Origin of the sequence: Streptomyces sp. NRRL S-337, from assembly GCF_000720175.1 — a bacterium.
Lineage (GTDB): Bacteria > Actinomycetota > Actinomycetes > Streptomycetales > Streptomycetaceae > Streptomyces > Streptomyces siderophoricus.
Genome location: NZ_JOIX01000008.1, coordinates 40,460 through 62,775, shown reverse-complemented (window position 1 = coordinate 62,775; position 22,316 = coordinate 40,460). Strand labels below are relative to the sequence as shown.

Here is a 22,316-nt window from a genome sequence, read left to right as displayed (position 1 = left end):
CTGCGCGGCGCAGTTAATGCGCCACGCAGCAATACTACCTGTTGGAGGATCCATGCTGACCGTCGCCGTCACCGGAGCCACCGGAGCCCAGGGCGGGGCCACCGCCCGCGCCCTGCTGGCAGCCGGCCACCGGGTGCGCGCGCTCACCCGCCGCCCCGACTCACCCGCCGCCGACGCCCTGCGCCACCTCGGCGCCGACGTACGCCACGCCGACTTCGACGACCGCCCCTCGCTCCGGGCCGCCTGCGCCGGAGCGGACTCCCTCTTCGCGGTCACCACCCCGTTCGGCACCGACACCGCCACCGAAGTCCGGCACGGCAAGGCCCTCGTCGACACCGCGGCCGAGGCCCGTCTCGGGCACGTCGTGTTCACCTCCGCCGCCCACGCCGACCGGGGCACCGGCATTCCGCACTACGAGAGCAAGCACGTGATCGAGCAGCACCTGCGTGCCGCCGGAGTGCCCTGGACGGTGATCGCCCCGGCGGCGTTCATGGACAACTACGCCAGCGGCTGGACCCTCGACGGACTGCGTCAAGGCACCTTCGGCTGGCCGATGCCTGCCGACCGGCCGCTCACGCTCATTCCGGCCACGGACATCGGCGCCTTCGCCGCGCTGACCCTCCAGCGTCGTGACGAGTTCGCCGGCCACCGCATCGACATTGCCTCCGACGAGCGCACACCCGGCGGGATGGCGGAGATCCTCGCGGCCGCCATGGGGCGCCCGGTCGCCCACCAGGAGGTACCTCTGGCCTACGTCCGGACCCGATCGACGGACCTGGCGGCCATGTTCGAGTACTTCACCACCGCGGGCCTCGACGTCGATGTCGCCGGGTTGCGCCGCGACTACCCCGAGGTCGGCTGGCACAGCTTCACCGACTGGGCCGCCGCCCAGGACTGGCCCGCGCTGCTGTCCACCGCGCCTGCGCATCAGTGACACCTACCTCACCCCCCATGTGGTCCACCGGAGGAACGCACCCATGAAGCCCATGAAGCCGATCGGTTACTGGCTCAACCGCACCGACAAGGCCCTCACCCGCTACATGAACGACATGCTGGGCGGGTTCGGCCTCACCCGGATCGCCTGGCAGGTCCTCAACGTCATCCAGGACACCCCCGGCGTCCACGACGCCGAGGTCCGGTCCGTCCTCGCCGCCAACGCCGACCTCGCCACGCTGACCGAGGCCGTCGACGCCGTCCTCGCCGACGGCTGGGCGACCCGCCCCGCGCCGGACCGGCTCACCCTGACCCCCGACGGCCGCCGGCGCCTGAACGAGGTGGCGGTGCGCGTCGACGCCTTCCGTGAACTGTCCATGACCGGCATCCCGTTGGACGAGTACCACACGGCCGTCCACGTCCTGGAACGCATGTGCGGCAACCTCGAAGGGTCGACGGACGGCGGCAGTTGACCACGACGCCGGAGGAGGGCGGGTGCGCCGGCTTCCGTCGTCGCCTCCCCCGGGGTCCTGCCCACCGCGGGCTCACACCGCCCAGGAGTCCACCGGCCCGGCCTCCGGATCGTCCAGCCACACCCGCTGCCCCTCGACGGCCACGGTCAGCCCGAACCGGGCGTGGTCCGGCCTCCCCTGGGCGACCCACCACTCATGGGCCGCCGCCACCTCGTCCCACAGCCGCCGGGGCCCGGCTTGCCACACGCGGGCCGCCTCCCCCTCCCGGAACCACACACAGGCCCACGAACGGTCGCCGCCCAACCCGTAGAACCACACCGGCCGGCCCCCGTCGCGCTTCTCGGTCACGACGTGACAGCACTCCCGCACCCGCAGCCCCAGCACGAACCGCTGCGGCCCGAACTGCCCGCCCAGGACGTCCTCTTCCTGCAGGTCGGTGGAGGACTCATCACCCTCGTCCACCCTCCCCGTCACGTACGCGGAGTGGACCACGGCCGGCCGCCGCTGGGCCCGCAGCTTCATGAACTCCACCGGCCCGGCGAACCGCCCCGCCGCGCTCTTCCCGTCCGGCGCCACGACCAGCCGGGCCACCGCGTCCCCGTTCCCGAAGTGCGTCCCCCACGGCACGACGATGACGCCGCCCGGTCGCGACTGCGCCACCCAGGAGTACGGAACGGCCCGCACCCCACAGGTCGCGATCACCCGGTCGTACGGCGCACCCTCGGGATACCCGCCGGCCCCGTCCCCGTGCACCACGCGCACCCCGAGCCCGTACCGCTCCGCCGCGCTACGGGCCGCGGCGGCCACGGCCTCGTCCACCTCCACCGTGACGACGTTCCCGGGGCCGGCGCGGTGCGCCATGAGGGCCGCGTTCCAGCAGGTGGCGGTGCCGATCTCCAACACCTTGTGCCCGGGCCGGAGATCCAGTTCGCGCAGCATCCGGAAGACCACGGACGGCATCGAGGCCGAGCTGGTGGGCGTGGCCCCCGGTTCGGTCCCGGAGTGCTCCCCGTCGTCCCACTGCGTCACGATGGGGACGTCGGTGTCGTCCGCGTAGCCCCGCCACGCAGCCGGGTCGTCCCTCCTGCGCACGGCCACACTCCGCCCGGCCGCCATGTCGAACGGCCAGATCAGCTCCGGGAGGAACGCGGAACGGGGTACGGCGGCGAACGCGGGCGCCCACTCAGGGGTCAGCACACCGGCCGCCATGAGGACACGCCCCAGCTCGGCGTGGCCGGGGCGCTCGTCGGGCCGGTCGGTGCTCAACGGTCACCGGCCTTGGGCGGGTTGGGCACACCGGGACCGCCGTCGGGGGTGGGCGGTTCGTGGGGGCCGGGGTAGGGCTTCCCCGGCAGCTTGTCGCCACCGTTGTGCACGGTCATCTCCGTCATGGTGTCCCTCCTGAGGTGCTGGTTGTCGGTCGGTTGTGGTGGTGATGCGGATGACGCCGGAGCAGTACGCGGCAGTCCACGGCCTTGGAGAAGTCGCCCGCCCGTTCCGCCGCTGCGGCTGCCCGGAGTAACTCGGTGCAGGTGGCACAGCCGGCCGGTCCGGTCTCTGCCGCGGTCACGTCCGGCGCGTCTTTCCGTGCGGGTGCCCCGCGATCACCGCGTTGCAGCTCCGGACAGCCAGGCGACGGCCCTGGGTACGGGCCTGCTCGCGCTCCTCTGCCAGCGTCTGGCAGACGTCGCAGGCCGAGACGGGTACGGGTTCCAACTCCGGGACGGCCGGGGCAATGGGCCCGACGTCGGTGTGCTCCACCATCCGAATCCTCACTCTGTGTTGCCGTTCGGTCACCAGAATGGGGTGAAGGTCGGTACCGTGGAAGGGATTTCGACGCCCAACCTGGGTGTTGGTCAGGGAGGGGTATGTACGTGTTACTGACCTGTGCGGAGGCCGGTGAGTCGGTTACGACCAGGACCCTGGTCAGGGGGAGTCATGGATGACGAGCAGGACCCCCGGCAGCGCTTCGCGGAGGAGTGTCGCAGCGCCCGTGAGCTGTTCCCGGAACGGCGGTTGAATCAGACACAGTTGGCCCGCATGGTCCGGGTGTCCAAGTCCACGATCAGCCGGGTGGAGATCTGCGAGGGACCGATCCCGCCGGACCTGCCGCCGCTGCTGGACCAGGTCTTCTCGACGGACGGGCTGTTCAAGCGGCTTTACGAGCAGATCGCCGCGGGGACCTATGCGGAGCACTCGCGACGGCGGATCATTCTGGAGCCGCGGGCGAGAGCCATCGCTGAGTGGTCCCCGACGCTGGTCCCCGGGCTGCTTCAGACGGCCGCCTATGCGCGAGCACAGTTCAGAGCTGCTGACCCGAGGGCCACCGAGCGGGAGCTGGTGCACAAGGTGGGCTCCCGACTTGCGCGACAAGACATCCTGCGCGGCAGTTCCCCGCCGGACCTTTCCGTCGTTGTCTGCGAGTCGGTGCTCCGGCGCAACGTCGGCGGGCCAAAGGTCAGGCGAGACCAGCTCGCGGCTCTGCTGTGGTACGGCAGCCAGCCCACCACGGTCCTGCAAGTGCTCCCATTCAGTGCAAATGCGCCGGAGCTGTTGGACGGTTCGCTGTCGATACTGACGATGCCCGGCGGCGGAAACGTCCTCTTTACGGAAGGCCTGCGCTCCGGAACCGTGATCGAAGATCCCGCCACCGTAAGGCACTTGTCACGGTCCTACGATGCCCTCAGGGCGTCAGCGCTCTCCCGCGAAGCGTCCACCGACCTGATTCGCGAGCTAATGGAGGCATCATGATCCCGATCTGGGTCAAGTCCAGCTACAGCACCTCAGACAACGGCAACTGCCTGGAGTGGCCGCCGGCCTACGCCCGTGCCCATGGTGAGGTGCCGGTCCGGGACAGCAAGGACCCGGACGGACCGTCGCTGACGTTCGGCCCGGCCGCCTGGTCCGCGTTCGTATCCCACGTGCGGGACGGCGAGTTCAGCGTATGACCACCATCGCCGTCACCGGGCACACGAACCTCAGTGACGGCACCGTTCCGCTGGTGCGGGAAGCCATTCGGGGCCTGCTGCGTGAGCACGACCCCGGCGAGCTCGTCGGGGTCTCCTGCCTCGCTCGTGGTGCCGACACGTTGTTCGCGGAGGCGGTCGTCGAGGCCGGAGGGCGGCTGGTGGTTGTGGTGCCGTCGCGGGACTACCGGGAGGCGAAGGTGAAGCCTGACCACGCGCCCGTCTTCGATCGGCTGGTGGCGGTTGCCGAGGTCGTGAGCATGCCGTACGACGTGGCCGGCTGGCAGGCGTACGAGGCGGCCAACGGGGAGCTGCTGAAGCGGGCCGAGCGGCTGGTGGCGGTGTGGGACGGGTCGCCTCCGAGCGGTAAGGGGGGCGGTACCGCGGACACCGTGGGACAGGCGCGGGCGCTGGGGATGCCCGTCGATGTCGTCTGGCCGGCAGGTGCCGTGCGCGGCGGGTAGACGGAATGGACGATGCAGGCCCCGCGGAGGACATTCCGCGGGGCCTGCGTCGTATCGGTGGTGAGGGCTATGCCGCGCCCGCCTCGACCGGCTCCGTGGCAGGGGGAGCCGGGGCCTCCACCGCGTTCGGTGTGCGGGACCGGAGCCAGCTGCGGGTGCCCAGGATCGTGGCCAGGAGGACCAGGAAGGCGCAGGCGAGGGTGACCGCGCGGACGTCGAAGGTGTCGATGACCCGCCCGCCGTACCAGGAGCCCAGTGTGGCGCCGACCTGGAGGGCGGAGACGTTCACCGTGACCGCCAGCGTGGGCGCCTCGGCGGCGGCGCTGAGGACGCGGCCCTGCAGGGCGGGCAGGATCGCGAACGTCGCGACGGCGAAGAGGAAGAAGAAGGCCCAGGCGAGGGCCGTCACCGGGGCGGCGACCCAGAACAGCGCGCTGGTCAGGGTGAGTGCGGCCAGGGTGCCGGCGAGCGTCGGCAGCAGCGCCCGGTCGGCCAGCCGGCCGCCGACCCAGTTGCCGAGGATCGAGCCGATGCCGTACACGACCAGCATCACGGGAACCGAGGCCGCCGGGAAGCCGCCCACCTGGGTGGCCAGCGGGACCATGTACGTCACCACCGTGAAGAAGCCGCCGGTGGCCAGCGCGGTGGTCAGGATGCCGATGCGGATCTCCTTCTTGGTGAAGACCCGCAGTTCGTCGCGGACGGAGGTGGGGGTGCCCTCCGTGCCGCCGGGGATGAGGGCGGCGAGCAGGACGACGCAGATGAGGGAGAGGGCGGCGGTGGTGCGGAAGGGGGCCTGCCAGCCGAACTGCTGGCCGATCAGGGTGCCCAGGGGGACGCCGAGGACCGAGGCGAGGTTGAAGCCGAGCAGCACCTTGGAGACGGCCGAACCGGCCTTCTCCGGCGGCACCAGGCTGGCCGCGACGACGAAGCTGGCGGCCGCGAACGTGCCGTGCGAGAGGGCGGCGACGATCCGGCCGGCGACCAGCACGGTGTAGTTCGGAGCGAAGGCCGCGATCGCGTTGCCGACCGTGGCGGTGACCATCAGGGCGAGCAGCAGGCTGCGGCGGGACATCCGGGTGGTCAGGCCGGTGACCAGGGGGCCACCGAAGACCACCGTCGCGGCATAGGCCGTGATGACCAGACCCGCGGTCGGGATGGACACGCCCAGCCCGGCGGAGAGGTCTTCGATCACCCCGCCGGGCAGCAGCTCGCCGGTGCCGATGACGAAGAGCGACATGGTGAGGGCGAAGAACTTCAGGAACATCAGGGATCTCTCTCTGGGCGAGCCCGTGAGGAAGGAGAGCGAGCGGGGAGCGGTCAGCCGGCGGGGGCCGGCGGGGTGGGGAGGGCGTCGAGGTCGAAGCCGAAGTGGGTGCGGTAGGCCGCGAACACCGCCTCGTCGTCGGGGAGTTCCTCCTTGGTGCGGGTGCCGTCGACGACCTGGACGAGCTTGCGGCCGCTGAGGGTGACCCGGCCCTGAGCCGTCGGGCGGGTGCAGAACAGCTGGGTGAGGAACGGGGAGTCGTCGGCGCTGCGGAACCACCACAGGGTGGGCCGGAAGTCGTTCACCGTGCGCGGGCGGGGCTCGAACCGGTACTGGTGGGAGCCGTTGCGGTAGACGTCGAGGTCGCCGTGCGGGGCCTCGCGGAGCTCGAAGGTGCCCTGCGGGTCCTCCTGCGGCGCACGGGAGTCGAGACGGAGCGGGTGGCGGAAGCCGCGGCCGTAACCGACGTCGGCCAGCCAGGGCTCGGGGGAGTCCTCGGCGATCACCTTGAGGATCAAGTGGCCCATGAGCGGGCCGAGTTCGCCCTCATCCAGGACGCGGCCGGCCATGACGGTGACGTCGTAGCCGAGGGCGCGCAGGACCTCGGAGAACGCGCCGTTGAGCTCGTAGCAGCCGCCGCCGCGCCGCTGTTCGGTGATCTTGGGTATGGCGTCCGCGCCCATGTGGATGGGCAGCCGGAGGTTGAAGTCGATGTTCTCGAAGGGGATGGAGAGGACGTGGCGTTCGTGCAGCTCGCGCAGGGCGGCGACGGTGGGCTTCTCGGGCCGCTTGGTGCCCATGCGGCGCAGGTAGGCGTCGACCGCCTCGGGGGTCAGCATGACGGGGCTCCTCAAGATCAGCAAGGGGGTTCGGTGGGGGCGGCCCGGCGGTCCTCGACGACCGCCGGGTCGGGCGTCGTCAGCAGCGGACCAGCGCCAGCCCCGCCGCCATGCCACCGCCGAAGCCGGCCAGCAGCGCCAGGTCGCCGGGGCGTACCGCGCCGGAGGCGACGGCGGCGTCGAGGGTGAGGGGGACGGAGGCGGCGCCGGTGTTGCCGTAGTCGGCCACGGTCGTGTGCAGGCGGGCGTTCGGCAGCCCGAGGGCGTCCGCCAGCTCGTCGAGCATGATCGCGTTGGCCTGGTGGGGTACGAGGTGGTCGATCTCGTCGGGGCGGACGCCGGCCCGGCGCAGCATCTCGTGCACGGCCGGCGGGACGTGCTCGGCGACGAACTCGCGCACCGCACGGCCGTTCATCCGGAAGTAGTGGGCGCCCTCGGCGAGGGTCTCCTCCGAGGCCGGGCGGCGGCTGCCGCCCGCGGCCACCTCGATCAGGTCCCGGTAGGCGGGGAAGGTGGCGAGGTGGGTGGCCAGCACGCCGCGGCCGGCGTCGGTGGGTCCCAGCACCACGGCGCCCGCGCCGTCACCGAACAGCACCGTCGTCCGGCGGTCCGTGCGGTCCAGGATCCGCGAGTAGACGTCCGCGCCGATCACCAGCGCATGGCCGCCGGACGCCAGCAGGGTGCGCTGCACCACGGACAGCGCGAAGACGAAACCGCTGCACACGGCGTTGAGGTCGAAGGCGGCGGTGGCCGGGGTCGCCCCGATCAGGTCGGCGACGACGGCGGCGGTCGGCGGCTGGGGGGTGTCGGGGGTGGAGGTCGCCACGACGACCAGCGACAGATCGCGGGCGCTGATCCCGGCGCTCTTCAGCGCGGCCCGGCCGGCCGCGGCGGCCAGATCGCTGGTCGCCTCGTCCGGCTTGGCCCAGCGCCGGGCCCGGATACCGGTCTTGCGCACGATCCAGGCGTCGTCCACCCCGGCGGGCTCGCCGGCCTCGTCGTTGCCGACCACATGGCCCGGGAGATACGAGCCGGTGCCCAGCACGCCGACCGGCGACTGCCCGCCGGGCGGGCGGCCGTGCGCTGTCGTTGCCAATGTCATCTCGCATCCTTCGTCGGGTGAGAAGAACGTGCGGTGATTTCCCGACCCACGATGACGAGGCGGCTGAATGAGCGTCAATTTGCTTCGTATTACTTTGTCAACTGGCCGGTACTTTGTCATTACCCGGGCCGGAAAGGAGGCCCGAGCAGTTCCCGCGCGATGTGCGGCCGGACTCACTTGACTGAGTACCGGAATCTGTATTGGTGTTCGACTATTACGCGCCACAGACTTCCCGGTGCGTGGCTAGCTGCTGCCGCTGATTAATCGGGAGGAATGAAGTGCGTAGTCTGGAACGCCTGCATTCGTTGCCGGCGGAACAACAGCCGGATTGGCCGGACACCGGAGCGCTCGACGCCGTACGCGAGGAACTGGCGCGGGCCGAACCGCTGGTGCGCGCCGCGGACGTGCGGGAACTGCGCGGGCTGCTCGCCCGTGCCGCGGCCGGGGAACTCCAGGTCATACAGACCGGCGACTGTGCCGAGGACCCGGCCGAGAGCACCCCCGGCGATGTCGCCCGCAAGACCGCGCTGCTCGACATGCTCGCCGGCACCATGAAGCTCAACACCGACAAGCCGGTCATCCGGGTCGGCCGGATCGCCGGGCAGTACGGCAAGCCCCGCTCCCGGCCCACCGAGGTCGTCGGCGGTGTCGAACTGCCCGTCTACCGCGGCCACATGGTCAACCGCCCGGAGCCCGACCCGGAGCTGCGCCGCCCGGACCCGGGCCGGATGCTTTCCGGGCTGAGCGCCGCCCGGCAGGTCACCGAGCAGCTCGGCTGGACCGGCGCGGCCCGCCGGCGCGGCGTCGAGGCGCCGGTGTGGACCAGCCACGAGGCGCTGCTGCTCGACTACGAACTGGCCATGGTCCGCGCGCAGGAGGACGGCGGGCTGCTGCTGACCTCGACGCACTGGCCGTGGATCGGCGAGCGCACCCGCCAGGTGGACGGCGCCCACGTCGCGCTGCTCGCCGCCGTCGGCAACCCGGTGGCCTGCAAGGTCGGCCCGAGCATGACGCCGGACGTGATCCGTCGGCTGTGCGAGCGCCTCGACCCGCACCGCGAACCCGGCCGGCTCACCCTGATCGCCCGGATGGGCGCCGACGCGGTGCGCGCCGAACTGCCCGCGCTGGTCCGCGCGGTACGCGGCGCCGGTCACCCGGTGATCTGGCTGACCGACCCGATGCACGGCAACACCGTCACCGGCCCGGTCGGGCTGAAGACCCGCTGTGTGGAAACCGTCATCCGTGAGGTGACGGAATTCCAGAGCGCGGTTTCCGAGGCGGGCGGAGTGGACGGCGGACTGCATCTGGAAACCACTCCGGACCAGGTCACCGAATGCGGTGTCGGCGCGGACGGGTTCCCCGGAATAGGGGAGAAGTACACGACACTGTGCGACCCCCGGCTCAATCCGTCCCAGGCGGTCGCGGTGGCCGCCGCCTGGCGTGGCTGACCGGCCCCGGAATTCGCGTCGCAGCACGAATTCGCGGCGCGGCACGCAATGGAGGTAGCGAGAATATGTCAGGTATGGAAGGCAAGGTCGCCCTCGTCACGGGGGCGGCCGGCGGGATAGGCGCGGCGGTCGTACGGTCCCTCGGCGAGCGCGGTGCGGCGGTGGCCGCCGTCGACCGCGACGCCGAGCGGCTGGCCGACGTGGTCGACAAGCTCCGGGCCGACGGCCTTCAGGCGGCGGCGTTCCCTGCGGACGTCACCTCCAGTGCCGAGGTCGAGGCGGTGGTGGACCGCGTCGAACGCACCCTCGGCCCGGTGGACTTCCTCGTCAACGCCGCCGGTGTGCTGCGGCTCTCGGAGGCCCGCGCGCTCACCGACGAGGACTGGGCGGTCACCTTCGCGGTCAACACCACCGGCGTCTTCTTCGTCTCCCGCGCCGTGGTCAACCGCATGATCGGCCGCGGCAACGGCGGCGCCCTGGTCACCGTCGCGTCCAACGCGGCCGGCACGGCACGGGTCGAGATGGCCGCCTACGCCGCCTCCAAGGCCGCCGCGACCATGTTCACCAAGTGCCTGGGGCTGGAGGTGGCCAAGGAGGGCATCCGCTGCAACCTGGTCGCCCCCGGCTCCACCGAGACGCCGATGCTCAGCTCCATGTGGCACGACGAGTCCGGCCCGCGCGGCACCATCGACGGCCGTTCCGACGCCTACCGCGTCGGCATCCCGCTGGGCAAGATCGCCCGCCCCGAGGACGTGGCGGACGCGGTGGCCTTCCTGCTCTCCGACCAGGCCGCCCACATCACCATGCACGACCTCACGGTCGACGGCGGCGCCACACTCGGCGTCTGACCGTGGCCCCCAGAGCCCCTGGAGGAACCATGGCGGGGATCCCCCCGATCGAGCCCTACCCGATGCCCGGCCCGGGCGACCTGCCCGGCAACACCGTCGGCTGGACCGCCGACCCGGACCGGGCCGTGCTGCTCGTCCACGACATGCAGCGCTACTTCCTGCGACCGCTGCCCCGGACCGTACGCGACGCCCTGGTGGCCAACGCCGCACTGCTCCGCGACCGCGCCGCCGAACTGGGCATACCCGTCGCCTACACCGCCCAGCCCGGCGGGATGACCGGGGAACAGCGCGGCCTGCTCAAGGACTTCTGGGGCCCGGGCATGACCCCCGGACCCGAGGACCGCACCGTGGTCGCCCCGCTCGAACCCCGGCCCGGCGACTGGGAGTTCACCAAGTGGCGCTACAGCGCCTTCCACAAGTCCGACCTGCTCGCCCGCATCCGGGAGACCGGCCGCGACCAGCTGCTGATCTGCGGGGTGTACGCACACGTCGGCGTGCTGATGAGCGCCGTCGAGGCGTTCACCAACGACATCCAGCCGTTCCTCGCCGCGGACGCGGTCGCCGACTTCTCGGCCGCCGACCACCGGATGGCCCTGGACTACGCCGCCCGGCGCTGCGCCGCGGTCGTCACCACCAAGGAACTCCTCACCCACCTCGACGGGGGGCACCGATGACCGACGACCTGCTGGGACGCGTACTGGCCTCGCCGCCACCGGCGTTCGCGCTGCTGCACCGCCCGGAGGCGACCGGCCGCGGCCTGATGGAGGTGATCCGCGGCACCGCGTCCACCGTGGACACCCTCGCCGGCATCCCGCTGCCGGACGGACCCGCCGACGGCGGCCGGGACGACGCCGCCGCCCGGCACGAGGTGCTCGCCCTCATCCCCTACCGCCAGCTCGCCGAGCGCGGCTTCGACGCCCCCGACGACGGCGCACCGCTGATCACCCTCACCGTCGAGGAACAGGACACGGTGCCGGTCGCGGAGGCGCTGGCCCGCATCCCCGACGTCCCGATCACGCTGTCCGACGGGGCGTTCGACGTCGACGACGACGCCTACGCGGCCACCGTGCGCCGGATCATCGCCGAGGAGATCGGCACCGGCGAGGGCGCCAACTTCGTCATCAAGCGGTCCTTCGTCACCGAGATCACCGACTACGGGCCGCACAGCGCGCTGACCTTCTTCCGCCGGCTGCTGGAGCGCGAGGCCGGTGCGTACTGGACGTTCCTGGTGCACACCGGCGGGCGGACGTTCGTCGGCGCCTCGCCGGAGCGGCACATCAGCGTGCACGGCGGCGAGGCCGTGATGAACCCGATCAGCGGCACCTACCGCTACCCGCCCGCCGGGCCCACCCTGCCCGAGGTCATGGACTTCCTCGCCGACCGCAAGGAAGCCGACGAGCTCTACATGGTCGTCGACGAAGAGCTGAAGATGATGGCCCGCATCTGCGAGTCCGGCGGCCGGGTCGTCGGGCCGTACCTGCGGGAGATGGCCCGGCTCGCGCACACCGAGTACTTCATCGAGGGCCACACCACCCGCGACGTGCGGGAGATCCTGCACGAGACGCTGTTCGCGCCCACCGTCACCGGCAGCCCCCTGGAGAGCGCGGCCCGGGTGGTGGCCCGCTACGAGCCGGCCGGCCGCGGCTACTACAGCGGCGTCGCCGCCCTGATCGGCCGGGACGCCGCGGGCGGCCGCACGCTCGACTCGGCGATCCTCATCCGGACCGCGGAACTCGACCCGCGCGGCCGGGTCCGGATCGGCGTCGGCGCCACCCTCGTCCGCCTCTCCGACCCGCGCTCCGAGGTCGCCGAGACCCGCGCCAAGGCCGCCGGGCTGCTGTCCGCACTGGTGGAACCGGGGCGCGGCCGCTTCGGCGGTCACGCCACCGTGCGGGCGGCGCTCGCCGAACGCAACGCCACCATCGCCGGGTTCTGGCTCGCCGCCGAGGAGGACCGGACCGGCCACGCCGTCGCCGGGCTCACCGGCCGGCGGGTGCTGGTCGTCGACGCCGAGGACACCTTCACCTCGATGATCGGCCACCAGCTGCGCTCCATGGGCCTTGACGTGACCGTGCGCCGCTTCGACGAACCGTACGCCTTCGACGGCTACGACCTGGTGGTGATGGGGCCCGGCCCGGGCGATCCGCGGCAGACCGCCCACCCCAAGATCGCCCATCTGCGGACCGCGATCAGTCAACTCCTCGACGAGCGGCGCCCGTTCCTCGCGGTCTGCCTCAGTCACCAGGTGCTCAGCACCCTGCTCGGCCTCGACCTCGTCCGCCGCGCGGTCCCCAACCAGGGCGTCCAGCGGACCGTCGACCTCTTCGGCGACCGGGTGCGGGTCGGGTTCTACAACACCTTCGCCGCGCACAGCACCGAGGACAAGGCGGAGACCCCGGCCGGGGTGATCGAGATCAGCCGGGACCCGGACACCGGCGAGGTGCACGCACTGCGCGGACCCGGATTCGCGTCGATGCAGTTCCATTCGGAATCCGTGCTGACCGAGGACGGCGTCCGCATCGTCAGCGGACTGCTCGCCGAAGTCCTGGCGCAATCGGAGGCGGTCGCCCGGTGAAAGCAGTCATCGCCTGGTGGGACCTCGCGGAATCCGACCAGACCGCGGAAACGCTGCGGGAATTCCTGCGGGACGAGGCGGTCGAGCGCTTTTCCCGGTGGCCCGGACTCCGGATGAAATTCTGGGTCTCGGACGCCGGGGGCGGAGGCTGGGGCGCGGTCTTCCTGTGGGAATCGGAGGCCGCCGCGAGCCGGCCGCTGCCCACCCGGGCCGCCGAACTCATCGGCTATCCACCCACCGTGGTGCACCGCTTGAACGTCGAGGCGGCCACCGAGGGGGAGCACACCGTCCCCGATCTGACCGGGCTGGGGCTCGCCTTCGCACGGTGACCGGCCGGGAAGTGCCGGAAATCGGAACGCAGCCTCCCCAGGAATGTCCAGAATCCCCGGAGAACCGCCGCGGCGCCGGGCCGGAAGAAATCCTTCCGGGCTCCGCGCCGCGGCCTTTCCGGCCCGGCCGACCGCGGCATCTGACGGAGTACCGGGCTTTTGACGGAGTGCCGTTGCCGCCGTTGTCCGAAATGGCGCCCGGCAACCAGAGTTCATGCCACGGCATCCCGCCGGCTGCCGCCGGCCCAGCGGAAACAGGAGAAGCACAATGCCCGCACGATTCGACGGCAAGGTCGCGCTCGTCGCCGGTGGCGACGACGCCATCGGCCGGGCCGGCGCGCTCGCCCTCGCCCGCCAGGGCGCGACCGTCGTGGTCGCCGGACCGGACGCCCGGCCCCTGGACGCCACGGTCGCCACCATCCGCCGGGCCGGCGGCCGCGCCGAGCGGGTGGTGGCCGATGTGACCCGCGGCGGACCCGAGGCCGCCGAGCGGATGGTCGCGGTCGCGGTGGAGCGCTGCGGCGGACTCGACATCGCCTTCAACAACGTCACCGTCACCGGTCCGGCCCGCCCGGTCGCCGAGACCTGCGAGACCGTCTGGACCGAACTGCTCGCCCACAACCTCACCGGCGTGTGGACGTCCATGAAACACGAGATCGCCTACATGAAGGAGCACCGCGGCGGGGTCATCGTCAACACCGCCTGCAACCTCCTCAGCAACGGCCTCCGCCCCGGCCTGGGCGCCTATGCCGCCTCCAAGGCCGCCCTGACCACCCTGACCCGCGCGGCCGCCGGCGAGTACCTCTCCGCGGGCATCCGGATCAACGCCATCAGCCCCGGCCCGGTCGACGGACCCGCCGCCGGGCCCGGCCACGCCACCGCCGACGAGATCGCCGACTCCGTGGTCTGGCTCTGCTCGGACGAGTCCTCGTTCGTCGTCGGCCACGACCTCGTCCTCGACCGGAAGCGAGTCGCCTGATGACCACCGCACCCACCGCCCCCGCCCCCGCACCGGCCGGGACCACGGCCCCCCTGGAGTGGACCGCCCTCGACCGCCGCGCCGTGGACACCGCCCGCGTGCTCGCCGTCGACGCCGTCGAACGCGCCGGCCACGGCCACCCCGGCACCGCCATGAGCCTCGCCCCCGCCGCCCACCTGCTCTTCCAGCGGCTGCTGCGGCACGACCCGGCCGACCCGCGGTGGGCCGGCCGGGACCGCTTCGTCCTCTCCTGCGGCCACGCCAGCCTCACCCTCTACATCCAGCTCTACCTCTCCGGCTACGGGCTGACCCTGGACGACCTCAAGTCCCTGCGCACCGCCGGCAGTCTGACCCCCGCCCACCCCGAATTCGGTCACACCCCGGGCGTGGAGACCACCACCGGCCCGCTCGGCCAGGGCCTGGGCAACGCCGTCGGCATGGCCATGGCCGCCCGCCGCGAACGCGGGCTGTTCGACCCCGACGCACCCGAGGGCACCAGCCCCTTCGACCACACCATCTGGGCGTTCGTCTCCGACGGCGACCTCGCCGAGGGCCTCAGCCACGAGGCCGGCTCACTCGCCGGCCACCAGCGCCTCGGCAACCTCGTCGTCCTCTACGACGACAACCGCATCTCCATCGAGGACGACACCCGCATCGCCCAGTCCGAGGACGTCCTCGCCCGGTTCGCCGCCTACGGCTGGCACGTCCAGCACGTCGACTGGACCACCGGCTACGGCTACTACGAGGACGTGCCCGCCCTCCACCGGGCGCTCGTCACCGCCCGCGCGGAGACCGGCCGCCCTTCGATCGTCGCGCTGCGCACCCTCATCGGCTGGCCCTCACCGGGCAAGCAGAACACCGGCAAGATCCACGGCGCCGCGCTCGGCGCCGACGAGGCGGCCGCCACCAAGGCCGCCATGGGGCTCGACCCCGCGCGCTCCTTCCACGTCCCCGCCGAGGTGCTCGAACGGACCCGTCAGGCCGGCGTCCGCGGCCGTGCCCTGCGTGCGGAGTGGGAACGGCGCCACCAGGACTGGCGGTCCGCATTCCCCCGGCGGGCCGCCGCACACGACCGGATCGCCGCCCGCACCCTGCCCGACGACTGGCGGGCGGCGCTCCCGGAATTCGCCCCCGGCCAGGAGATGGCCACCCGCAAGGCGTCCGGCGCGGTGCTCGCCGCGCTCGCCGACACCCTGCCGGAACTGTGGGGCGGCTCGGCCGACCTCGCCGAGTCCAACAACACCACCATGCCCGGCCAACCCTCCTTCGTGCCCGAGGAGTTCGCCACCGGCTCGTTCCCCGGCCACCGCTACGGCCGCACCCTGCACTTCGGCATCCGCGAACACGCCATGGGCGCGGTCCTCAACGGCATCGCCCTGCACGGCGGCACCCGCCCCTACGGCGGCACCTTCCTGGTGTTCTCCGACTACATGCGCCCCGCCGTCCGGCTCGCCGCCATGATGCGGCTGCCCGTCACCTACGTCTGGACCCACGACTCCATCGGGCTCGGCGAGGACGGCCCCACCCACCAGCCCGTGGAACACCTGTGGTCGCTGCGCGGCATCCCCGGACTCGACGTGGTTCGCCCCGCCGACGCCAACGAGACCGCGATCGCCTGGCGCACCGTCCTCACGCACACCGACCGGCCCGCCGGCCTCTGCCTGACCCGGCAGAACCTGCCCGTCCTCGACCGCTCGCCCGGCACCGGCCTGGCCCCGGCCGACGGCGTCGCCAGGGGCGGCTACGTCCTCGCCGAGGCCCACACCCCCGACGGCGCCCCCACCACCCCGGACGTCGTCCTCATCGGCACCGGCAGCGAGGTGCACCTCGCCCTCGAAGCCCGGCGGCTGCTGCACGACGAGGGAATCGCCGCCCGCGTGGTCTCCCTGCCCTGCCTGGAGTGGTTCCGCGCGCAGAGCCAGGAGTACCGCGACCAGGTACTGCCGCCGGACGTCCGCGCCCGGATCTCCGTCGAGGCCGGCTCGGTCCTCGGCTGGCACGCCCTGGTCGGCGACGCCGGAGCAGCCCTGGGCCTGGACCAGTTCGGTGCGTCGGCCCCCTACCAGGCGCTGTACGAGCAGTACGGACTGACCGCCACCCGGGTCGCCGCGGCCGCCCGCGCCTCGCTCACCCGGGTGCGGGCCCGCCACCGGGAGCACACCCGATGAAGGTCACCGTCCCCGGCTCCAAGAGCATCACCAACCGGGCCCTGCTGCTGGCCGCTGCCGCCGACGGCCGCTCCACCCTGCACGCCCCGCTGGTCAGCGACGACACGGTGGCCTTCCGCGACGCGCTGACCGGCCTCGGCACCACGATCACGGCCGGGCCCGGCGACGCCACCTGGGAGGTCACCGGCACCGGCCGGGGCCCGGCCGGCGGCCACCGCGTCCGGTGCGCCGACGCCGGCACCGCCGCCCGCTTCCTGCCGCCGTTCGCCGCCACCGGCACCGGCAGCTACGCCTTCGACGGTAGCGACCGGCTGCGGGCCCGGCCGCTGCGCCCGCTGACCGGCGCACTGCGCGCGCTCGGCGCCAGGATCACCACGGCGCCCGGCGGCGGACTCCCGCTGACCGTCGACGCCACCGGCCTCGACGGCGGCGAACTGGCCCTGGACGGCTCGCTCAGCAGCCAGTACCTCAGCGGCCTGCTGCTCGCCGCGCCGCTGCTGCGCACCCCGCTGACGCTGCGCACCACCGGGCTGGTCAGCCGGCCCTACCTCGATCTGACGCTGGCCCTGATGCGGCACTTCGGCGTCCCGGTCGAATCCGGCCCGGACGGCGCGCTGACCGTACGCCCCGGCCGCTACCGCGCCACCGACCTGCACATCGAACCGGACGCCTCCACCGCCTCGTACTTCTTCGCGGCGGCCGCCGTCACCGGCAGCCGGATCACCGTCCCCGGCCTCGGCCGCCACAGCCTCCAGGGCGACCTGCGGTTCGTTACGGCACTGCGCCGCACCGGCGCGGCGGTCGAGGTCGGCGAACACACCACCACGGTCACCGGCACCGGCCCGCTGCGCGGCGGCTTCGCCCTCGATATGGGCGACATCTCCGACACGTTCATGACGCTGGCCGCGATCGCCCCGCTCGCCGACGCCCCGGTCACCCTCCACGGCATCGGCCACGCCCGGCTCAAGGAGTCCGACCGCATCGACGCGGTCGCCGGGAACCTGCGGGCGCTCGGCATCACCGTCACCACCGGCCCGGACCGGATCACCGTGCACCCCGGCACCCCGCGCCCGGCCACCGTCGCCTGCCACCGCGACCACCGGATCGCCATGGCCTTCTCCGTCCTGGCCCTGCGCGCCCCCGGCATCGCCCTCGACGACCCCGGCTGCGTCAGCAAGACCTTCCCCGGCTTCCACACCGCACTGCGGCGCTGCTTCCCGGCGCACGCGGCGCACGCACCCGCCGTGTGACCCCCGCCGCGGCTCGGGCGACGCGCGCACAACTACGCAACGAAAGGCATGACATGGCGAAGATACTCATCGCCGGCGGCGGCGTGGGCGGCCTCGCGGCGGCACTGGCCACCGCCCGGCACGGACACCGGGTGACCGTCCTGGAACGCCGGGACTCCTTCACCGAACTCGGCGCCGGCATCCAGCTCGGCCCCAACGCCTTCCACGCCCTGGACCGGCTCGGCGTCGGCGACGCGGTTCGCGAACGGGCCGTCTTCATCGACGAGTTGCGCTTCATGGACGGCACCACCGGCCGCACGGTCCGGTCGATGCCGCTCACCGGCGCCTACCGCACCCGCTTTCACAACCCCTACGCCGTGGTCCACCGCACCTGCCTGTACGAACCGCTGCTGGCCGCTTGCCGGGCCGCCGACGGCATCGCACTGCGCACCGACAGCCCGGTCGTCCGCTACGAGCAGGACGCCGGCTCGGTCACCGCCGTACTCGCCGGCGGCGAACGGCTCACCGGGGACGCCCTCATCGGCGCCGACGGCATCCGCTCCACCGTCCGCGGCCAGCTCCTCGGCGACGGCGACCCCCGGGTCTCCGGTCACACCATCTACCGCTCCGTCATCCCCATGGCCAAGGTCCCCGAGGACCTGCGCTGGAACACCGTCACCCTGTGGGCCGGACCCAAGTGGCACTTCGTCCACTACCCCGTCGGCGGCGGTGCGTTCCTCAACCTCGCCGCCACCCGCGACGACGGCGCGACCGAGGCGGTGGCCGGCCTCCCCGCCGACCGCGACCGGGTGCTCGCCGAATTCCCCGACCTCGGCACCACCGCCCGCCGGCTGCTGGAGCTCGGCGAGAACTGGAAGGCCTGGGTGCTCTGCGACCGCGACCCGGCCGACCGCTGGACCGACGGCCGGGTGGCCCTCCTCGGCGACGCCGCGCACCCGATGCTCCAGTACGCCGCCCAGGGCGCCTGCCAGGCCCTGGAGGACGCCGTGGTCCTCGGCGAACTCCTCGACGGCCCGGCCGCCGACGTCGTCCAGCGCCTGGAGAAGTACCACGCGGTCCGGCACGAACGCACCGCGAAGACCCAGCTGGTGGCCCGGGAGATGGGCCGGCAGCTCTACCACCCGGCCGGCGGGGCGGCCCGCGAGCGCAACGCCATGCTCGCCGCCATGACCGTGGACGACCTGTACGACACCGTCCAATGGCTGCACGGCGAACGGGACTTCGGCGCCGGAGCGGACCGTTGAGCAGGCTGCGCTGGCTGACGGCGGGGGAGTCGCACGGCCCCGCACTGGTGGCGACGCTGGAGGGCCTCCCGGCCGGGGTCCCGGTCACCACGGAGCTGGTGGCGAACGCCCTGGCCCGCCGCCGGCTGGGCCACGGACGCGGTGCGCGCATGGCCTTCGAGCGGGACGCGGTCACCTTCCTCGGCGGGGTACGGCACGGCCGCTCGCTGGGCTCGCCGGTGGCGATCATGGTCGGCAACACCGAGTGGCCCAAGTGGGACCAGGTGATGGCGGCCGACCCGGTGGACGAGGCGGAGCTGGTCGAACTGGGCCGCAACGCGCCGCTGACCCGCCCGCGCCCCGGTCACGCCGACCTCGCCGGAATGCAGAAGTACGGTTTCGACGAGGCCCGCCCCATCCTGGAGCGCGCCTCGGCCCGGGAGACCGCGGCCCGGGTCGCCCTGGGCGCGGTGGCCCGCTCCTTCCTCAAGGAGACCGCGGGCATCGAGATCGTCTCGCACGTGGTGGAGCTGGCGGCGGCCAAGGCGCCGTACGGGGTCCACCCCGAGCCCTCCGACGTCGAGCGGCTGGACGCGGACCCGGTGCGCTGCCTGGACGCGGACGCCTCGAAGGCGATGGTCGCGGAGATCGACCAGGCCCACAAGGACGGTGACACCCTGGGCGGGGTGGTCGAGGTGCTGGCCTACGGGGTGCCGGTGGGCCTCGGCTCGCACGTCCACTGGGACCGTCGTCTGGACGCCCGTCTTGCCGCCGCGCTCATGGGCATTCAGGCGATCAAGGGGGTGGAGGTCGGTGACGGCTTCGAGCTGGCGCGGGTGCCGGGTTCGCGGGCACATGACGAGATCGTTCCCACCGGCCAGGGCATCCGCCGCGCCTCGGGCCGCTCCGGTGGGACCGAGGGCGGGCTGTCGACGGGTGAGCTGCTGCGCGTCCGGGCGGCCATGAAGCCGATCGCGACCGTGCCGCGGGCGCTGGCGACGGTGGACGTCAGCACCGGTGAGGCGGCCACGGCGCACCACCAGCGCTCCGACGTCTGCGCCGTGCCGGCCGCCGGGATCGTGGCCGAGGCCATGGTCGCCCTCGTCCTCGCCGACGCAATAGTGGAGAAATTCGGGGGCGACAGCGTGGCCGAGACCCGCCGCAACGTCCGGGGCTTCCTCGACACCCTGGCGATCACCTGACCCGTCCGCCGAGGTGGCCGGGGCAGCGGTGTCAACCGGTGGCCGCTCCCCGGGGGTGGTTGCGGGACCGGCCCGGGAGCGCGCGCGGTGTGGCGTTCGTGACACCCCGGGCCGGACCTGGCGATGAGCGCCCCGGGGGGTCATGGGCGCCGAGTAAGGTCGGCCAGCACGGGGCGTCAGAGGTGGGGCCTTCGCGGCCACGAACGGAACGGAAGTCCATATGTCGACTGTTCAGTCTGGGGTCAGGTCCGGCGCGCAGCAGCCCGGCCCGGCATCCCTGTACGCCGAGCTGGTGCGCCGGAACCCGGGTGAGCCCGAGTTCCACCAGGCGGCCCTGGAGGTGCTGGAGACGCTGGAGCCCGTGCTCGCCGCTCGGCCGGAGTTCGCCGAGGCGAAGATCCTGGAGCGGATCTGCGAGCCCGAGCGGCAGATCATGTTCCGGGTGCCCTGGCAGGACGACGCCGGCACGGTCCACGTCAACCGCGGCTTCCGGGTGGAGTTCAACAGCGCCCTCGGCCCCTACAAGGGCGGGCTGCGCTTCCACGCGTCCGTGAACCTCGGGATCGTGAAGTTCCTCGGCTTCGAGCAGATCTTCAAGAACGCCCTGACCGGCCTGAACATCGGCGGCGGCAAGGGCGGCAGCGACTTCGACCCGCACGGGAGGTCGGACGCCGAGGTGATGCGGTTCTGCCAGTCGTTCATGACCGAACTCCACCGCCACCTCGGCGAGCACACCGACGTACCGGCCGGTGACATCGGCGTCGGCGGCCGGGAGATCGGCTACCTCTTCGGCCAGTACCGGCGGATCACCAACCGCTGGGAGGCCGGGGTGCTGACCGGCAAGGGGCTGTCCTGGGGCGGCTCCAAGGCCCGTACCGAGGCCACCGGTTACGGCAATGTGCTGTTCACGCAGGAGATGCTCAAGGTGCGCGGGGAGGAGCTGGACGGCCAGCAGGTCGTGGTGTCCGGTTCCGGCAACGTCGCCCTCTACACCATCGAGAAGGCGCAGGCCCTCGGCGCAAATGTGGTGACCGCCTCGGACTCCGGCGGCTACGTCGTCGACGAGAAGGGCATCGACCTGGCGCTGCTGCGGCAGATCAAGGAGGTCGAGCGCGGCCGGATCAGCGCGTACGCCGAGCGGCGCGGGGTGTCGGCCCGGTACGTGCCCGGCGGCCGGGTGTGGGACGTCGCCTGTGACGTCGCGCTGCCCTCGGCGACCCAGAACGAGCTGGACGCGGAGGCGGCCCGGATCCTGGTCCGCAACGGCGTCAAGGCGGTGTCCGAGGGCGCGAACATGCCGACCACGCCGGACGCGGTGGCGCTCTTCAAGGAGGCCGGGGTGGCCTTCGGCCCCGGCAAGGCCGCCAACGCGGGCGGGGTGGCGACCAGCGCGCTGGAGATGCGGCAGAACTCCGCGCGGGACACCTGGTCCTTCGAGCGGACCGAGGGCGAGCTGGCGGCGATCATGCGCGGCATCCACCGCACCTGCCACGAGACCGCCGACCGGTTCGGGCGGCCCGGCGACTACGTCGCGGGCGCCAACATCGCGGGCTTCGAGCGGGTCGCGGACGCGATGCTCGACCAGGGCCTGATCTGACCGCGGGCGGCGGGGCGCGCGCCTGCGCGGCGGCCGCCCCGCCGCCCCCGGCTCGTAAGGTGGCCCGCATGAACATCTGCGTCTTCTGCTCCGCCGCCGACCTCGACGACCGCTATGTCGTCCCGGCCCGCCGGTTCGCCGAGCTGATCGGCAAGGGCGGGCACGCGCTGGTGTGGGGCGGTTCGGACACCGGGCTGATGAAGGTCATGGCCGACGGGGTGCAGGAGGCCGGCGGGAAGCTGATCGGGATCTCGGTGGAATTCCTGGCGCACAAGGCGCGCGCGGGCGCCGACGAGATGGTCGTCACCAAGGACCTCGCCGAGCGCAAGGCGGAGATGCTCGCCCGCGCCGACGCCATCGTCATCATGGTCGGCGGCACCGGCACCCTCGACGAGGCCACCGAGATCCTGGAGCTGCGCAAGCACGGGCTGCACAGCAAGCCCGTCGTGCTGCTGAACACCGCCGGCTTCTACGACGGGTTGCACGAGCAGTTCCGGCGCATGGAGGACGAGGGTTTCCTGCCGCTTCCCCTCACCGACCTGGTGTTCTTCGCGGCGGACGGGGTCGGCGCGCTGGCCTATCTGGAGGAGAAGGCGGGCTTCACGGGCGCAGCCGCCGTCCCGCCGCCCGGTGGGCCGGCTCGTTAGGATCGG

General features: G+C 72.7%; 23 protein-coding genes. 17 read left to right on the top strand and 6 right to left on the bottom strand.

The window, feature by feature from the left end:
• The first annotated feature begins 52 nt into the window (after positions 1 to 52).
• Positions 53 to 934 (top strand): NmrA/HSCARG family protein, encoded by an 882-nt coding sequence (locus IG62_RS0108970; protein WP_030799537.1) that lies wholly within the window; start codon positions 53 to 55, stop codon positions 932 to 934.
• Between the two features lie 43 nt (positions 935 to 977).
• Entirely contained in the window at positions 978 to 1,406 is a 429-nt protein-coding gene (locus tag IG62_RS41530) for a MarR family winged helix-turn-helix transcriptional regulator (protein ID WP_037838020.1), read from the top strand.
• A 72-nt stretch (positions 1,407 to 1,478) separates the two neighbouring features.
• On the opposite strand, the gene IG62_RS0108960 is transcribed toward IG62_RS41530, so the two are convergent.
• From IG62_RS0108960 to IG62_RS0108950, 3 genes are all read right to left on the bottom strand, one after another.
• Complete coding sequence (locus tag IG62_RS0108960) at positions 1,479 to 2,672, bottom strand: methyltransferase domain-containing protein (RefSeq protein WP_030799533.1); 1,194 nt, start codon at positions 2,670 to 2,672, stop codon at positions 1,479 to 1,481.
• Entirely contained in the window at positions 2,669 to 2,797 is a 129-nt protein-coding gene (locus IG62_RS49480) for a hypothetical protein (protein WP_267887862.1), read from the bottom strand. The genes IG62_RS0108960 and IG62_RS49480 overlap by 4 nt, the downstream gene beginning before the upstream one ends.
• A gap of 175 nt (positions 2,798 to 2,972) precedes the next feature.
• Positions 2,973 to 3,170: a hypothetical protein gene (locus IG62_RS0108950; protein ID WP_030799531.1), complete on the bottom strand. Its 198-nt coding sequence runs from the start codon at positions 3,168 to 3,170 to the stop codon at positions 2,973 to 2,975.
• Between the two features lie 174 nt (positions 3,171 to 3,344).
• Here IG62_RS0108950 and IG62_RS0108945 point away from each other — a divergent pair, with 174 nt between their 5' ends.
• The 3 genes from IG62_RS0108945 to IG62_RS0108935 are packed head-to-tail and all read left to right on the top strand — an operon-like array spanning position 3,345 to position 4,836.
• Positions 3,345 to 4,157 carry a helix-turn-helix domain-containing protein gene (locus IG62_RS0108945; RefSeq protein ID WP_030799529.1) on the top strand — a complete coding sequence of 271 codons (813 nt, stop codon included), beginning with the start codon at positions 3,345 to 3,347 and terminating at the stop codon, positions 4,155 to 4,157.
• Entirely contained in the window at positions 4,154 to 4,354 is a 201-nt protein-coding gene (locus IG62_RS0108940) for a DUF397 domain-containing protein (RefSeq protein ID WP_030799527.1), read from the top strand. The genes IG62_RS0108945 and IG62_RS0108940 overlap by 4 nt, the downstream gene beginning before the upstream one ends.
• The gene (locus IG62_RS0108935) at positions 4,351 to 4,836 is read left to right on the top strand and encodes a hypothetical protein (RefSeq protein ID WP_030799524.1); all 486 of its coding nucleotides are present in this window, start codon (positions 4,351 to 4,353) and stop codon (positions 4,834 to 4,836) included. Before IG62_RS0108940 ends, IG62_RS0108935 begins: the two co-directional genes overlap by 4 nt.
• A gap of 67 nt (positions 4,837 to 4,903) precedes the next feature.
• Here IG62_RS0108935 and IG62_RS0108930 read toward each other — a convergent pair whose 3' ends face one another.
• The 3 genes from IG62_RS0108930 to IG62_RS0108920 all read right to left on the bottom strand — a co-directional run bounded on the left by IG62_RS0108930 (position 4,904) and on the right by IG62_RS0108920 (position 8,044).
• Positions 4,904 to 6,103 (bottom strand): MFS transporter, encoded by a 1,200-nt coding sequence (locus IG62_RS0108930; RefSeq protein ID WP_051797774.1) that lies wholly within the window; start codon positions 6,101 to 6,103, stop codon positions 4,904 to 4,906.
• Positions 6,104 to 6,156: 53 nt separating this feature from the next.
• Complete coding sequence (locus IG62_RS0108925; protein WP_030799520.1) at positions 6,157 to 6,942, bottom strand: arylamine N-acetyltransferase family protein; 786 nt, start codon at positions 6,940 to 6,942, stop codon at positions 6,157 to 6,159.
• A 79-nt stretch (positions 6,943 to 7,021) separates the two neighbouring features.
• Positions 7,022 to 8,044, bottom strand: coding sequence for a 3-oxoacyl-ACP synthase III family protein (locus tag IG62_RS0108920; protein WP_030799518.1), 1,023 nt, complete (start codon positions 8,042 to 8,044; stop codon positions 7,022 to 7,024).
• 278 nt (positions 8,045 to 8,322) lie between these two features.
• On the opposite strand from IG62_RS0108920, the gene IG62_RS0108915 reads away from it, so the two are divergent.
• The 12 genes from IG62_RS0108915 (at position 8,323) to IG62_RS0108860 (ending at position 22,310) form a co-directional block, all read left to right on the top strand.
• Entirely contained in the window at positions 8,323 to 9,492 is a 1,170-nt protein-coding gene (locus IG62_RS0108915) for a 3-deoxy-7-phosphoheptulonate synthase (protein WP_030799516.1), read from the top strand.
• A gap of 74 nt (positions 9,493 to 9,566) precedes the next feature.
• A complete protein-coding gene (locus IG62_RS0108910; protein WP_030799514.1) occupies positions 9,567 to 10,340 on the top strand; it encodes a 2,3-dihydro-2,3-dihydroxybenzoate dehydrogenase in 774 nt (257 codons plus the stop codon).
• Between the two features lie 29 nt (positions 10,341 to 10,369).
• Positions 10,370 to 11,014 carry an isochorismatase family protein gene (locus IG62_RS0108905; RefSeq protein ID WP_030799513.1) on the top strand — a complete coding sequence of 215 codons (645 nt, stop codon included), beginning with the start codon at positions 10,370 to 10,372 and terminating at the stop codon, positions 11,012 to 11,014.
• Complete coding sequence (locus tag IG62_RS0108900) at positions 11,011 to 12,915, top strand: anthranilate synthase family protein (protein ID WP_030799512.1); 1,905 nt, start codon at positions 11,011 to 11,013, stop codon at positions 12,913 to 12,915. Before IG62_RS0108905 ends, IG62_RS0108900 begins: the two co-directional genes overlap by 4 nt.
• Positions 12,912 to 13,244: a hypothetical protein gene (locus IG62_RS0108895; RefSeq protein ID WP_030799511.1), complete on the top strand. Its 333-nt coding sequence runs from the start codon at positions 12,912 to 12,914 to the stop codon at positions 13,242 to 13,244. Before IG62_RS0108900 ends, IG62_RS0108895 begins: the two co-directional genes overlap by 4 nt.
• 268 nt (positions 13,245 to 13,512) lie before the next feature.
• Positions 13,513 to 14,223, top strand: coding sequence for an SDR family NAD(P)-dependent oxidoreductase (locus tag IG62_RS0108890; RefSeq protein ID WP_030799510.1), 711 nt, complete (start codon positions 13,513 to 13,515; stop codon positions 14,221 to 14,223).
• The gene (gene tkt, locus IG62_RS0108885; RefSeq protein ID WP_051797772.1) at positions 14,223 to 16,391 is read left to right on the top strand and encodes a transketolase; all 2,169 of its coding nucleotides are present in this window, start codon (positions 14,223 to 14,225) and stop codon (positions 16,389 to 16,391) included. Before IG62_RS0108890 ends, tkt begins: the two co-directional genes overlap by 1 nt.
• Positions 16,388 to 17,641 (top strand): 3-phosphoshikimate 1-carboxyvinyltransferase, encoded by a 1,254-nt coding sequence (gene aroA / locus IG62_RS0108880; RefSeq protein ID WP_030799508.1) that lies wholly within the window; start codon positions 16,388 to 16,390, stop codon positions 17,639 to 17,641. The genes tkt and aroA overlap by 4 nt, the downstream gene beginning before the upstream one ends.
• Before the next feature lie 53 nt (positions 17,642 to 17,694).
• On the top strand, positions 17,695 to 18,885 hold the full coding sequence (locus IG62_RS0108875; RefSeq protein ID WP_030799506.1) for a 3-hydroxybenzoate 6-monooxygenase: 1,191 nt from the start codon (positions 17,695 to 17,697) through the stop codon (positions 18,883 to 18,885).
• Entirely contained in the window at positions 18,882 to 20,066 is a 1,185-nt protein-coding gene (gene aroC / locus IG62_RS0108870; RefSeq protein WP_030799505.1) for a chorismate synthase, read from the top strand. Before IG62_RS0108875 ends, aroC begins: the two co-directional genes overlap by 4 nt.
• A gap of 220 nt (positions 20,067 to 20,286) precedes the next feature.
• The gene (gene gdhA, locus IG62_RS0108865) at positions 20,287 to 21,663 is read left to right on the top strand and encodes an NADP-specific glutamate dehydrogenase (protein ID WP_030799504.1); all 1,377 of its coding nucleotides are present in this window, start codon (positions 20,287 to 20,289) and stop codon (positions 21,661 to 21,663) included.
• A 68-nt stretch (positions 21,664 to 21,731) separates the two neighbouring features.
• A complete protein-coding gene (locus IG62_RS0108860; protein WP_051797771.1) occupies positions 21,732 to 22,310 on the top strand; it encodes a TIGR00730 family Rossman fold protein in 579 nt (192 codons plus the stop codon).
• Positions 22,311 to 22,316: the final 6 nt, after the last annotated feature.

What these genes read in the sequence shown, in the direction of transcription:
- IG62_RS0108970 (WP_030799537.1), top strand. Translation starts at nt 53, where the DNA reads ATGCTGACCGTCGCCGTCACCGGAGCCACCGGAGCCCAGGGCGGGGCC.
- IG62_RS41530 (WP_037838020.1), top strand. Translation starts at nt 978, where the DNA reads ATGAAGCCCATGAAGCCGATCGGTTACTGGCTCAACCGCACCGACAAG.
- IG62_RS49480 (WP_267887862.1), bottom strand. Translation starts at nt 2,797, where the DNA reads ATGACGGAGATGACCGTGCACAACGGTGGCGACAAGCTGCCGGGGAAG.
- IG62_RS0108950 (WP_030799531.1), bottom strand. Translation starts at nt 3,170, where the DNA reads ATGGTGGAGCACACCGACGTCGGGCCCATTGCCCCGGCCGTCCCGGAG.
- IG62_RS0108945 (WP_030799529.1), top strand. Translation starts at nt 3,345, where the DNA reads ATGGATGACGAGCAGGACCCCCGGCAGCGCTTCGCGGAGGAGTGTCGC.
- IG62_RS0108940 (WP_030799527.1), top strand. Translation starts at nt 4,154, where the DNA reads ATGATCCCGATCTGGGTCAAGTCCAGCTACAGCACCTCAGACAACGGC.
- IG62_RS0108935 (WP_030799524.1), top strand. Translation starts at nt 4,351, where the DNA reads ATGACCACCATCGCCGTCACCGGGCACACGAACCTCAGTGACGGCACC.
- IG62_RS0108930 (WP_051797774.1), bottom strand. Translation starts at nt 6,103, where the DNA reads ATGTTCCTGAAGTTCTTCGCCCTCACCATGTCGCTCTTCGTCATCGGC.
- IG62_RS0108925 (WP_030799520.1), bottom strand. Translation starts at nt 6,942, where the DNA reads ATGCTGACCCCCGAGGCGGTCGACGCCTACCTGCGCCGCATGGGCACC.
- IG62_RS0108920 (WP_030799518.1), bottom strand. Translation starts at nt 8,044, where the DNA reads ATGACATTGGCAACGACAGCGCACGGCCGCCCGCCCGGCGGGCAGTCG.
- IG62_RS0108910 (WP_030799514.1), top strand. Translation starts at nt 9,567, where the DNA reads ATGGAAGGCAAGGTCGCCCTCGTCACGGGGGCGGCCGGCGGGATAGGC.
- IG62_RS0108905 (WP_030799513.1), top strand. Translation starts at nt 10,370, where the DNA reads ATGGCGGGGATCCCCCCGATCGAGCCCTACCCGATGCCCGGCCCGGGC.
- IG62_RS0108900 (WP_030799512.1), top strand. Translation starts at nt 11,011, where the DNA reads ATGACCGACGACCTGCTGGGACGCGTACTGGCCTCGCCGCCACCGGCG.
- IG62_RS0108890 (WP_030799510.1), top strand. Translation starts at nt 13,513, where the DNA reads ATGCCCGCACGATTCGACGGCAAGGTCGCGCTCGTCGCCGGTGGCGAC.
- tkt (WP_051797772.1), top strand. Translation starts at nt 14,223, where the DNA reads ATGACCACCGCACCCACCGCCCCCGCCCCCGCACCGGCCGGGACCACG.
- aroA (WP_030799508.1), top strand. Translation starts at nt 16,388, where the DNA reads ATGAAGGTCACCGTCCCCGGCTCCAAGAGCATCACCAACCGGGCCCTG.
- IG62_RS0108875 (WP_030799506.1), top strand. Translation starts at nt 17,695, where the DNA reads ATGGCGAAGATACTCATCGCCGGCGGCGGCGTGGGCGGCCTCGCGGCG.
- gdhA (WP_030799504.1), top strand. Translation starts at nt 20,287, where the DNA reads ATGTCGACTGTTCAGTCTGGGGTCAGGTCCGGCGCGCAGCAGCCCGGC.
- IG62_RS0108860 (WP_051797771.1), top strand. Translation starts at nt 21,732, where the DNA reads ATGAACATCTGCGTCTTCTGCTCCGCCGCCGACCTCGACGACCGCTAT.